The 12,065-nt window shown below is 45.4% G+C and carries 10 protein-coding genes and 1 tRNA gene; 10 read left to right on the top strand and 1 reads right to left on the bottom strand.

What is annotated here, in order from left to right; translation table 11 throughout:
* Positions 1-393: 393 nt before the first annotated feature.
* The 10 genes from WBA89_RS28460 to WBA89_RS28505 all read left to right on the top strand — a co-directional run bounded on the left by WBA89_RS28460 (position 394) and on the right by WBA89_RS28505 (position 9,454).
* Positions 394-1,122, top strand: a complete 729-nt coding sequence (locus WBA89_RS28460) for an HAD family hydrolase (RefSeq protein WP_424410978.1) — start codon at positions 394-396, stop codon at positions 1,120-1,122.
* 120 nt (positions 1,123-1,242) lie between these two features.
* Positions 1,243-1,315 (top strand) — tRNA-Ala (locus tag WBA89_RS28465).
* Positions 1,316-1,432: 117 nt separating this feature from the next.
* Positions 1,433-1,660 (top strand): hypothetical protein, encoded by a 228-nt coding sequence (locus WBA89_RS28470; RefSeq protein WP_424410979.1) that lies wholly within the window; start codon positions 1,433-1,435, stop codon positions 1,658-1,660.
* Between the two features lie 129 nt (positions 1,661-1,789).
* Positions 1,790-3,109 (top strand): urea ABC transporter substrate-binding protein, encoded by a 1,320-nt coding sequence (urtA, locus tag WBA89_RS28475; RefSeq protein WP_424410980.1) that lies wholly within the window; start codon positions 1,790-1,792, stop codon positions 3,107-3,109.
* A 279-nt stretch (positions 3,110-3,388) separates the two neighbouring features.
* Entirely contained in the window at positions 3,389-4,543 is a 1,155-nt protein-coding gene (locus WBA89_RS28480; RefSeq protein ID WP_424410981.1) for an ABC transporter permease subunit, read from the top strand.
* A 26-nt stretch (positions 4,544-4,569) separates the two neighbouring features.
* On the top strand, positions 4,570-5,712 hold the full coding sequence (gene urtC, locus WBA89_RS28485; protein WP_424410982.1) for an urea ABC transporter permease subunit UrtC: 1,143 nt from the start codon (positions 4,570-4,572) through the stop codon (positions 5,710-5,712).
* 91 nt (positions 5,713-5,803) lie between these two features.
* Entirely contained in the window at positions 5,804-6,532 is a 729-nt protein-coding gene (locus WBA89_RS28490) for a TIGR00266 family protein (RefSeq protein ID WP_424410983.1), read from the top strand.
* Between the two features lie 227 nt (positions 6,533-6,759).
* Positions 6,760-7,506 (top strand): urea ABC transporter ATP-binding protein UrtD, encoded by a 747-nt coding sequence (urtD, locus tag WBA89_RS28495; RefSeq protein ID WP_424410984.1) that lies wholly within the window; start codon positions 6,760-6,762, stop codon positions 7,504-7,506.
* Between the two features lie 163 nt (positions 7,507-7,669).
* The gene (gene urtE, locus WBA89_RS28500; RefSeq protein ID WP_424410985.1) at positions 7,670-8,368 is read left to right on the top strand and encodes an urea ABC transporter ATP-binding subunit UrtE; all 699 of its coding nucleotides are present in this window, start codon (positions 7,670-7,672) and stop codon (positions 8,366-8,368) included.
* 453 nt (positions 8,369-8,821) lie between these two features.
* Positions 8,822-9,454: a pilus assembly FimT family protein gene (locus WBA89_RS28505; protein WP_424410986.1), complete on the top strand. Its 633-nt coding sequence runs from the start codon at positions 8,822-8,824 to the stop codon at positions 9,452-9,454.
* Between the two features lie 376 nt (positions 9,455-9,830).
* Here the strand turns inward: WBA89_RS28505 and WBA89_RS28510 are convergent, their stop codons facing one another.
* Positions 9,831-11,759 (bottom strand): peptidoglycan D,D-transpeptidase FtsI family protein, encoded by a 1,929-nt coding sequence (locus WBA89_RS28510; RefSeq protein WP_424410987.1) that lies wholly within the window; start codon positions 11,757-11,759, stop codon positions 9,831-9,833.
* Positions 11,760-12,065 lie beyond the last annotated feature (306 nt).

The following is a 12,065-nucleotide window of genomic DNA, read 5'->3' on the forward strand; positions in this document are numbered from 1 at the left end:
GTTGCGGTATATAAATTATATGTCACAAAACAATTCCCCGTATTGTGGGGTGTCCCGCCCTGAACATACAATGTTTATTTGTCCGACAGCTTAATGACTACCCTTTGACTTCGCTATTCGGGCAAGATGACTAATGACTGATAACTAATGACTGATAACTAATAACCAATAATATCAAATCCGGTAGCATCGGAATGATTCAGATATATATTCTCTCCCTCTGTGTACTCTGTGTTCTCTGTGGTTAAATCATTCCAATACAAGCGGAAACGATATAACTAATAACCAACAACAAATAACCAACAACAAATAACCAAAAACAAATAACCAACAACAAATAACCAACAACAAATAACCAACAACAAATAACCAACAACAAATAACCAATAACCAATGACTCTAAAAGCAGTTTTATTTGATTTTAATGGCGTTATTATTAATGACGAGTCGATTCACGAGAACTTAATCGATCGCCTGATGCTAGATGAAAATCTGCAACTCAAACGCGGGGAGTTTCGAGAAATTTGTTTGGGAAAGAGCGATCGCGCTTGCATTACCGAACTGCTGCAGCGCCGGGGACGATATCTCACAGAAACATACCTCGATCGCTTGCTGTTAGGCAAGGCAAAAGCTTATCAAGAAAAAATAGATAGTTTGGAAACATTGCCGATTTATGCAGGTTTGGCAGAATTCATTGACAAAATTCGCGTTTCTGGACTCAAAATGGCCGTAGTTAGCGGGGCCATGCGATCGGATATAGAATTAGTGCTAGAGCGAGCCGGTTTGGCTGCAAATTTTGAGTTAATTGTCGCAGGTGACGACTTGACGGCGAGCAAACCAGAACCCGACTGCTATCTGTTGGCTGTGGAACTTCTCAACCAGAAGTATCCCGGTTTGAACCTGCAACCGATCGAATGTTTGGCCCTAGAAGATACTTTTGCGGGGATAGAAGCGGCGAAAAAAGCGGGGATGCAGGTAGCGGGCGTGACTCACACTTACCCGTTTCACATGATCCAGCGCCAAGCTAATTGGACGGTGGACTATTTGGCTGATTTAGAGTTGGACAGAGTTACTCAACTTTGCTCGATCGCCCCCACCGAGCCGGCCGCAGAAAACTCTTGACGTTTTTAGCTGTTACGTGCTAATGTTGGTCACGGTTTGCAAAATTGAAAGCAAATGCAATTTGCCAGCCTTTGAGATTCGGCAATCGGGCATCTAAAATGCTAAATTGAAAGTCAATCAGGGGAATTAGCTCAGTTGGTAGAGCGCTGCGATCGCACCGCAGAGGCCAGCGGTTCGAGTCCGCTATTCTCCATAAATTAGTTGACAGTGGACAGTGGACAGTGGACAGTTGACTCCGAAAGCAGTTGCAGAGTAGGGGAATCAAACCATTTATGCTTGACGGGTATCGGCTGTATTCATTAGGTTATTTATGTCTAGCCCCATGTTGCTGTTGCTATATTTGTATAAAGGGCGATCGTCATCTGCTTTGATATTTTCCTATGAACGTGCGATCGAATTTCTGCCTAACTCCAAGCATCAATCACCTGTTTGTATAAAAAAGCGAGTTTCTAATTTCAGACTAATTGCTGACATGACATATTTTGGTGTCTCAACTTTATTTCTGCCAATTTTTCCACAACATCCCACAAAACCTTAAATTTGTCAATCAACAACAACTTTCGTATCACAGTATACAACAGTATACTAAACCAAGTCTTAATATCAGCTCGTCATATGTTATTATTCTCAATCATCTGACTGAGCTATTTAAGAGTAACAAAGAAAAATGACCAAGCGATTCGATCGGCGGAAATTTCTTTTATACGGTTCTGCTACCCTCACATCAAGTTTATTCCTCAAAGCTTGTAGAACTCCGACTCCAACAGCCACCCCAGCCGCTTCTCCAGCAGCAACAGGAACTGCACCAGCAGCAGGCGGTGGAAACACGATCAAAGTAGGAATTTTGCATTCGTTGAGCGGCACAATGTCCATCAGCGAAAAAAGCGTTGTCGATGCCGAACAATTAGCGATCGAAGAAATCAACAAAGCTGGAGGTGTCCTCGGAAAACAAATCGAAGCAGTAATAGAAGATGGCAACTCAGACTGGCCGACTTTTGCCGAAAAAGCCAAAAAATTGATCGACCAAGATAAAGTTGTCACCGTCTTCGGCTGCTGGACATCCGCCAGCCGCAAAGCAGTATTGCCAGTCTTTGAAGAAAAAAATCATATGCTCTGGTATCCCGTACAATACGAGGGTCAAGAGTGCTCAAAAAACATCTTTTACACCGGGGCCGCCCCAAACCAACAAATCGAACCAGCAGTTGACTGGCTGCTAGAAAATAAAGGCAAAAAATTCTTCTTAGTCGGCTCTGACTACGTTTTTCCCCGCACGGCAAACACCATTATCAAAGCACAGATAGCAGCCAAAGGCGGCGAATTAGTTGGGGAAGATTACATTCCTTTAGGGGGTACAGAAGTCACGCCAATTATTACTAAAATCAAGGCAGCTTTGCCAGACGGCGGGGTCATCTTCAATTCCCTCAACGGCGACAGCAACGTCGCATTTTTCAAACAGTTGCAGGGTGCAGGTTTGGGGCCGGACAAGTATCCCTCAATGTCTGTCAGTATTGCAGAAGAAGAAGTAAAGGCGATCGGCGTAGAATACCTCAAAGGTCATTACGCCGCCTGGAACTACTTCATGACAGTGGACACTCCGGAAAATCAAAAGTTTGTCGAAGCCTTCAAAGCAAAATACGGCAATGACAGAGTGACCAATGACCCGATGGAAGCAGCTTACATCATGGTTTACCTGTGGAAGCAAGCCGTCGAAAAAGCCGGGACAGCCGACGATTTGGACAAAGTGCGGGCAGCAGCTTTGGGTCAAACCTTTGACGCGCCGGAGGGCAAAGTTACCCTGGAAAACAACCACCACCTTGCTAAATTTGTGCGGTTGGGTCAAGTGAGAGATGACGGTTTGTTTGACATCGTTTTTGCTACGCCAGAAGCAGTGAAACCGATTCCTTGGAACCAGTTTGTCGCTGAAACACAAGGATTTTCTTGCGATTGGTCTGACCCCGCAAAAGGCGGAAAATTCAAGGCGACCTAAGTAGCCAAGACCAATTTTATTAACCTTGGTAACGTATCTTCGATCCCCCCTAACCCCCCTTAATAAGGGGGGACAAGAGTATTTAAATTCCACCTGTTTAATTGTGAACTGAAGTATTCAAAGTCAACCCCTACTCCCCTTATTAAGGGGGATTTAGGGGGATCGAGACTCGGCTACCAGCCATATTATACAGAGGGTATTAGTTCTAAGTTGACACCAAGGAGATAAAACCCGCCTCTAGAACAAATATTTTTGTATATAAAAAAGCAAGGAAAAAAAATGGCCATACTCGACGGTTTATTTAACGGCATTAGTATCGGCGCTGTTTTACTAATTGCAGCCCTGGGATTGGCGATTATTTTCGGGTTGATGGGCGTGATTAATATGGCTCACGGCGAATTGATGATGCTGGGGGCTTATACAACTTTTGTAGTGCAGAATGTCTTCAAAGGTATGGGAGGATTTGCCTTTGAAATGTATATTTTATTTGCCGTGCCTTTAGCTTTTTTAGTAGCGGCGCTGGTAGGATTAATTCTCGAACGCGGAGTGATTCGCTATCTCTACGGGCGGCCCCTAGAAACTTTGCTGGCGACGTGGGGCGTAAGTTTAATTTTGCAGCAGTTTGTCCGCAGTGTTAGTTGGGTGCTGGTAGCGGGAATTGCGGTGTTTTGTTTGCTATTTTTTGGCGGGTTGCAGGTGCTGAAGCGGCGCCCGGATTTCGATCGCACTCGCAGCACATTTATCGCCATAATTTTACCTTTGTCTTTGGGTATTTCTTGGGCTGTCAGCGCACTTTTAAGCGAAACTTACAAACTCGCAGTAACTAAACCTTGGTTTGGCGCTCAAAACGTCGATGTGACTGCGCCTGCATGGCTGCGCGGCGGCATCCCCTTGGGCAATTTTCAACTCCCCTACGCCAGACTTTTTATTATTGCGCTGACAGCAATTTGTTTGGCGGGAATTTACCTATTTTTGCAAAAGTCTGTGTGGGGATTGCGGATTCGCGCTGTGACTCAAAATCGCAGCATGAGCGCTTGTTTGGGCATACCTACCGAGAAAGTAGATGCGCTGACTTTTGCTTTGGGTTCGGGGTTGGCTGGTGTCGCTGGCTGCGCGATTAGTCTGATCGGTTCGGTAGGCTCAAATACCGGACAAAATTATATTGTCGATACTTTTATGGTTGTGGTTGTGGGCGGTGTCGGCAAGATTGTGGGCAGTGTAGTTGCTGCAATGGCGATCGGCACTGCAAATTACCTGATCGGCTCTGGAACACTAGCATTAATGTTTGCTCCTGTCAAGCCCTTAGCTGATTTTTTCACATTTTTCGCCACCACCAGCATGGCAAAAGTCATGGTATTTGCCTTAATTATGGCTTTTCTGCAAGTGAAGCCGGGAGGAATTTTTCCGCAAAAAGGACGCACTGTTGAGAATTAACAACTACAGCTTCGATCGCCAAAAAAATGAAAAATACACAAAAAAAGGCACGGCTAAAAGAAGCAGCAATTGTAGGGGCGATCGCCCTGACATTCATATTGCTCGTCCCAGGAATACTTCCAGACGCTCGTCTCAACCAATTGGGCAGATTTTTAGCACTAGCAATTGCAGCCCTCGGCATAGACTTAATCTGGGGATACACAGGTTTGCTCAGTCTGGGACACGGCGTATTTTTTGCCCTAGGCGGCTACGCATTCGCCATGCACCTAAAACTGCAAATTCCCCCAACAGCCAGCACTCAACTGCCCGAATTTATGAGCCTCTACGGCGTTAATGAACTTCCTTGGTTTTGGCAACCATTTTACTCTTTTCCCTTCAGTGTCGTCGCAGTATTTCTCATTCCCGCCATCTTGGGCGGACTTTTAGGTTACTTAGTATTCCGCAATCGAATTCGAGGCGTTTACTTTTCAATTCTCACCCAAGCAGCAACCATTGTATTTTTTAACTTTTTCAACGGCCAGCAAAAACTGATTAACGGCACCAACGGACTCACCGACTTTAAAACCCTGTTCGGAGCCTCAGTAAACGGTAGAGACACTCAATATATTTTCTACATTCTCACCGTACTATTTCTCGTAGCAACCTACGCCCTCTGCCGGTGGCTGACAAGCGGGCGTTTCGGGCGGTTGCTCATAGCAATTCGCGACGACGAAGTGCGCCTGCGTTTCTCAGGATACAATCCCACAGGATACAAAGTTTTAGTATTTGCAATATCCGCCGGTTTAGCCGGAATAGCAGGCGCTTTATTCACCGTACAAACCGGAATCATTTCCCCAAAAGCAATGGATATTGCATTTTCCATCGAAATGGTAATTTGGGTAGCAGTAGGAGGGCGCGCCACATTATCTGGGGCAATATTGGGAGCGCTGCTAGTCAATTTTGGCAAAAGTTTCTTGAGCGAACAATTTCCAGAGTTCTGGCTATTTTTCCAAGGCGCGCTATTTTTAATAGTAGTCACAGTCTTGCCCGACGGCATAGTCGGATGGCTGCAAAATCAAGATTTTGAACACATCCGCCACCTGTTCAGAAAACCAAAGTACGCATCAACTTACCCCAGCCTGGAACAAGACCCCGAAGTACAGCGAGAAAAAGAAGAACTTGAACATTGAATGCTCAAAAATGATATCTGGTATGCTTGCGGATTTCCAACTAAAGATTTTGTAGTAAAATAACTCAATTATTTAACATGAGGGGAAATATATGGCAGATGTTATTGACTACAAAATCTACGGCCACGATTTGCAACTCATCGAAATTGAGCTCGACCCCAGAGAAGGCGTCAGAGCTGAAGTGGGAGCCATGACATACATGGAAGGCGACATCCAGATGCAAACAGCCACAGGTGGTGGCATATTTCAAGGTTTCAAACGGATGCTAACAGGGGAAAGTTTTTTTATTAGCACCTTTGTCAACAGCGGAAATCGCAAGGCCCGCGTCGCTTTTGCCGCCCCCTATCCTGGGAAAATAATTCCCCTCGATTTAGGTAAACTTGGCGGCAAATTTCTGTGTCAAAAAGACTCATTTCTCTGTGCGGCAAATGGGATTGATATTGATGTAGCTTTCACCAAGCGACTCGGTGCCGGTTTCTTTGGCGGAGAAGGCTTTATTCTGCAAAAATTGCAGGGTGACGGCCTCGCTTTTGTTCATGCGGGAGGAACAATAGTTGAGAAAAATTTGGGAGTTGGCGAAGTCTTGCGGGCAGACACTGGCTGTTTGGTAGCTTTTGCGCCGACTGTAGATTACGATATTCAGTTTGTGGGCGGCTTTAGAAATGCTTTATTTGGCGGCGAAGGCTTGTTTTTAGTCAAGCTAACCGGGCCGGGAAAAGTGTATTTGCAAAGTCTGCCGCTCTCGAAATTGGCTGAGCGAATTATGGCTGCACATACAGCTCCTGTAACGAGCAACTCTAGCAGTTTTCAGTTAGAGTAAATCGGCTGTAGGGTGCGTCAGCCTGCAAAATTATTGTTTTTTCCAAAGACTATTAGCTGACGCACCTTGCAAGAAACTTCCATTACATTCATTCGCTCTGCCTTCTAAAAAATATCTGCGTTAATCTGTGTTAATCTGCATGAAATCTGCGGTTCCCGTATTAATCAAATATTTAGGCAATGCAAGTCTAAGGAAAGCCAGTTGTTCTATATTGCAGAATTAAAATTATGAACCAAAAAGTATTAGAAATAGAAAACTTGACTGTTAGCTTTGACGGCTTCAAAGCCATTAACGGTTTAAATTTTAGTATGGATGCGGGCGAACTGCGAGTTATCATTGGCCCCAACGGTGCGGGAAAAACCACTTTTCTCGATTCGATTACCGGGAAGGTGCAGCCGACGGAAGGGCGGGTAATATTTAAAGGTCGCAATTTACGCAAATTGTCGGAATATCAGATTGCTCGCCTGGGTATTGGCCGCAAGTTTCAAACGCCGCGAGTTTATTTAAATTTAACGCCGAGGGAAAATTTAGAGCTATCTTGCAACGGCAATAAAAATGTATTTCCTACTCTGTTTAAGGGTTCTCCTGTGGCGGAAAAGCGCACGGTGGCAGGTTTGTTAGAAACAATTGGTTTAGTTGCTAAAGCTGATGTTCCTGCTGGTTTGCTTTCTCACGGGGAAAAGCAGTGGTTGGAAATTGGGATGTTGGTGGCTCAATCTCCCGATTTGTTGTTGGTGGATGAACCTGTGGCTGGTTTGACTGATGAGGAAACGGCGCTGACTGGAGATTTGCTGATTTCGCTGGCCGAAAGTCATTCGGTGTTGGTGATAGAACACGATATGGAGTTTGTGCGGCAAATTGCTAAAAAGGTGACGGTTTTGCATCAGGGTGCTGTTTTGTGTGAAGGAACGATGGATGAGGTGCAAAATGACGATCGCGTTATTGAAGTATATTTGGGAAAACCAGAAGAGTAGTCAGTTGGCAGTTGGCAGTTGGCAGTTGGCAGTTGGCAGTTGGCAGTTGGTTATTGGTATTAGCTAATAACCAATAACCAATAACTAATAACCAATAACCAATAACCAATAACCAATAACCAATAACCAATAACCAATAACCAATAACCAATAACCAACAGTTATGCTAAAAGTTTCTGATTTGAATGTTTTTTACGGCGAAAGTCACATTCTTCGCGGTGTCGATTTAACCGTTAATGCGGGGCAAATGGTTTGTTTGATCGGCCGCAACGGTGTTGGCAAAACTACGATGCTAAAAACGCTGATGGGGTTGCTGCAACCCCGCAGCGGTAAGATTAATTTTGGCGGTGAGTCGATTGTTTCTAAGTTGACTCACCAGCGGGCAAAGTTGGGCATCGGCTACGTGCCTCAAGGGCGGGAAATTATTCCTAGGTTGAGTGTTAAAGAAAATTTGTTTTTGGGTTTGGAAGCGAAACCAGTTGCGGTTAAAAATCCTGAAATTCCTGATGAAATTTTTGATTTGTTTCCGGTTTTGAAGACTATGCTCGATCGCATGGGGGGTGATTTGAGCGGGGGACAGCAGCAGCAGTTGGCGATTGCTAGGGCTTTGATGGGTGAGCCGAAATTGCTAATTTTGGATGAACCGACGGAGGGGATTCAACCGTCTATTATTTTGGATATTGAGGCTGCGGTGCGTCGGGTGGTTGCGACTAGGGGTATTTCGGTTTTGTTGGTGGAGCAGCATTTGCATTTTGTGCGGCAAGCTGACTGGTATTATGCTATGCAAAAAGGGGGAATTGTGGCTTCGGGAAGCACTAGCCAATTGAGCGATGAGGTGGTTCAGAGGTTTTTGGCTGTTTGATTGACATTTTTGGATGGCTCTTTGGGATATTTGGGGGAAAATGTATATTTGGCTGCGGGGTAATGGGGAAAAAGGTAATTGGTAATTGGCGATCGATTCGGGACTTAGGCTCGAAAACTTAATAACTTAAACACCTCCTACAGTCTTCTCTCCTGTAAGTTGCTTTCCTCAAAGGAGGCAGAGCCTCGCCCCAGAAGCATTACCAGGCAGAGCCTGGTAACGAGCGATCAATAATGAAAGCTATAAGCATGAATTATCGTCATAATTGCGAAAGAGCCGTTTGAGCGAGCATCCTGACTGTGCTGTGCTGCTATTGCTTGCGGATGTTTTTATTCTTAATAAAGTTTTACAATACCGATCTACACAAACACCAAATTCAGCAATTAAAATAAGCCTAATCCAAAATATCTACCACAACCTTTTTTCAACCTAAACTTTTAGGAGTGCATCGAAATGTCAATTAATAAACTGCTCAGAAGCCGAACCACCGCATCGGCTGCAGGTTTTACATTTCTTGAGATATTAATTCTTGTCACAATCCTCGGCATATTCAGCGCGATCGCCGCCCCAAGCTGGCTAATGTTCATAAACAACCACCGTTTAAAGCTATCGCTCGATCGAGCTTATTGGGCAATGAAACTAGCCCAAAGCAACGCCAAACGCGACAACACATCATGGCAAGCCAGCTTCAAAAAAGTTGGAGAAAGCGTACAGGTAGCAATTCACAAATCCGACATTTCCCCGGCCAAAGTGCCAGCCAGTGAATGGAAAAGCTTAGAACCGCAAATTCAAATACATACAAATGATACAACATTGCGCCTAGTCAATGAGAACACAAATCAAGTTAGAAAAAATGGAACAGTCTGGCGAGCGATGTTCAATTATCGAGGTTGCCCAGTTTACAACCAGACTGACGAATGCGGTTTAACAAGCATTCAAGCAAAAGGAAACCTCACACTATCTCATCCGAATCTCAAAAATGGCGATCGGTGCGTGATTATCTCCACTCTCTTAGGACATCAGCGCACCTCGAAAACACAATCAAAATCTAATCCCAACAGCAACAAAAAAAGATATTGCTACTGATATCCAGTCAAGAAACGCAAATCTTGCATGGGGCGCGTTCACCCAAATATCAGCAGCAAAACCCAATATTTGTCAACCCGCACCACCCACCGACAGAATTTTATTGGCATCAATTAATCGGCAGTGAATTAAAATTATGCAGGCCGGGGCGGGTTTAATGGATCTGGGCATCAATGCGATAAAAAGGTGAAGTGAGCCTGTACAGGATTTATCTCTATTCCTATCGTTTCCGGTTGCATCGGAATCATAAAATCGAATCAACAGTTAACACTCAACCATTCAGTTTTTCCACCCGCCCGTCAACAGTCAACTCTCAACAGTCAACTCTCAACAATTCCGGTATGAGTGCAACCGGAATTGATATCGCCCGCCTTTCCTACTTCTTAGTCGGCGCAATCTTCTCAATATTAATCAGCGCTTCCATCACTGACTCCACAATCGGCGCTGCGACAACTCCCCCCGAACCGCCCTTGGGTTCATCAATCACTGCTAGGACAACATACTTAGGAGCCTCCACAGGCATTATCCCTACAAAGCTAGTAATAATTGCCTTGTTAGAATAACCGCCACCAGCATTAGCTTTTTGAGCCGTACCCGTTTTCCCAGCAATCCGATACCCAGCAATTTGGGCTGCTTTTCCCGTACCGCCATCAACCACAGTTTCCATCATTTCTAAAACCTGCTTAGTAGTTTTCGGCGAAAAAACTTGCTTCGGAACCGCCCTGGGAAGCTTCCAAAAAGCTTGACCTTCGCGATCGAAAAGTCCCCGCACCACATGAGGTGTTACCAACTTGCCACCGTTGGCCAAAGCTCCGTTAAGCTGTACCAACTGTATGGGAGTAATCGAAAAACCTTGACCAAAAGCAGTCGTAGCAACTTCTACGGGAGAATTAATAAATTGCTGTCGATTTTTGAGCTGACTGGTTACTTCAAAAGGCAAATCTGTTCCGGAAGTTTGTCCGAGTCCGAGTTTTTCTAAAGCTTGATAGTAAAGAGAAGATTTCATGCTTCTCATTAGGTGTACCATGCCCACATTACTGGAATGTTTCAAAATCTGAGTTACAGTAGAAGGCCCGCGGGCACCTGCTTGTTGGTAATCGGAATTTTGGATAGTCCAGCCATCCATATAAATCCGGCCTTCATCTTTAAATACAGTGTTAGGTTTGACGACACCGGCTTCGAGGGCGATCGCCACATTAATCGCTTTAAAAGTCGAACCAGGCTCGTAAACATCAGTTACAGCCCAATTTTTGTAGCGCGACAAATCGAAATTAAAATATTGATTTGGGTCGTATGTAGGTTCCGCTACCATTGACAGTAATTCCCCGTTGCGGGCATCCATCACAATCACCGCGCCCCGCTTCGCCGCGTATTCCTTCATTTTGTCTTTGAGAGCAATCCGCGCGGCCCGCTGCAAGCGACTGTCGATCGTCAGTTGCAATTTCAAATCATCAAGCTGGACAAAACCTGCAGTCAGCCGATCGGGAACCCACTGTCCGTCGATCGACTTGCTAAATTGAATCGAGGGCATCGATCGTTCCAGCAAATTCTGCTGACTGTACTCTACCCCAGCTTGTCCCTTCCGTTCCCCATCCACATAACCCAAAACATCCGCCGCCAAATCCTGCTGCGGGTAAAAACGCTGCTGCTGTCGCACCAACTCCAGCCCATCCACCAGACTATTTTTAATTTGCATCCGCCCCACGCGATCTGCCACCTCTTGAGCCAGAGAATCGGCAATGGTAATACCGCTTTCGCCCAGATTAAACCGGCGCAACAGTTCAGTTTCCGGCGTAGTGCCCGGACTCAGTTCGACCGGCAGCATCGGAGCCAAGGAAGCCGCAATTTCGGCCTTTGTATGGTTGAACAACTTCGGATGAGCGTAGAGCGTGTACACCTGTCTGTCGATCGCCAAAACATTCCCCGCGCGGTCAACAATCGGGCGTCTCGGAACAAACGGCTTAGACTTGAGAGTTTGCTGCTGCTCGGCCTGTTTGCGTAGCGCCGGAGCTCGCGTCACCTGCAAATAAAACAAATTCACAGCCAGCCCCAGCCCCCCCAGCATCACAACTGCCCACACGGCCCACAACCGAAACTTGTTGCGCTTTAAACGCTCCTGCGACCACCGGGGCCAAGGTGGAACCGTCTGTTGTGCCCGGTGGCCGTTTGTGCCGGAAACTCTGGGTTTAGATTGTTTTTCCCACAAAGTACGCGCCGCCTCGCTATTCCTCCCGCGATCGCCCGACGGTTTTGGGCGTTTAAAGTTCGGCGATCTGTAGCGGTCAAAACGGGGGTCGTAGCTCATAATTTTAAAACTTAAAAAGCAAGTTAGACCATTTGAGATTTGAGATTTGAGATTTGAGATTTTGAATCGGGACTTGCACATCACCACCTGCATCAAGCTAGTTTTTTACAGAATTTTTCTCAAAAACCAAGGTGATGACGATAGTCCGAATGAATCATTGAAACGGTGTTAATTATTTTGGCGTTGCTGATTCTAAATATGAATCAACTTTTCGCTTGATGTTACAAAGCTCAGCATACTTGGCTTATAGCAATTGGGAAATCTTGAATTCATATTTGTATTCAGCAACGCCAGATTTAACATCTC

The organism is Microcoleus sp., assembly GCF_049646505.1.
Lineage (GTDB): Bacteria > Cyanobacteriota > Cyanobacteriia > Cyanobacteriales > Microcoleaceae > Microcoleus.

Excerpts from the sequence above, each read along its gene's own strand:
- urtA (WP_424410980.1), top strand. The coding sequence starts at position 1,790 with ATGACCAAGCGATTCGATCGGCGGAAATTTCTTTTATACGGTTCTGCT.
- WBA89_RS28480 (WP_424410981.1), top strand. The coding sequence starts at position 3,389 with ATGGCCATACTCGACGGTTTATTTAACGGCATTAGTATCGGCGCTGTT.
- WBA89_RS28460 (WP_424410978.1), top strand. The coding sequence starts at position 394 with ATGACTCTAAAAGCAGTTTTATTTGATTTTAATGGCGTTATTATTAAT.
- urtC (WP_424410982.1), top strand. The coding sequence starts at position 4,570 with ATGAAAAATACACAAAAAAAGGCACGGCTAAAAGAAGCAGCAATTGTA.
- WBA89_RS28490 (WP_424410983.1), top strand. The coding sequence starts at position 5,804 with ATGGCAGATGTTATTGACTACAAAATCTACGGCCACGATTTGCAACTC.
- WBA89_RS28470 (WP_424410979.1), top strand. The coding sequence starts at position 1,433 with ATGTCTAGCCCCATGTTGCTGTTGCTATATTTGTATAAAGGGCGATCG.
- WBA89_RS28505 (WP_424410986.1), top strand. The coding sequence starts at position 8,822 with ATGTCAATTAATAAACTGCTCAGAAGCCGAACCACCGCATCGGCTGCA.
- urtE (WP_424410985.1), top strand. The coding sequence starts at position 7,670 with ATGCTAAAAGTTTCTGATTTGAATGTTTTTTACGGCGAAAGTCACATT.
- WBA89_RS28510 (WP_424410987.1), bottom strand. The coding sequence starts at position 11,759 with ATGAGCTACGACCCCCGTTTTGACCGCTACAGATCGCCGAACTTTAAA.
- urtD (WP_424410984.1), top strand. The coding sequence starts at position 6,760 with ATGAACCAAAAAGTATTAGAAATAGAAAACTTGACTGTTAGCTTTGAC.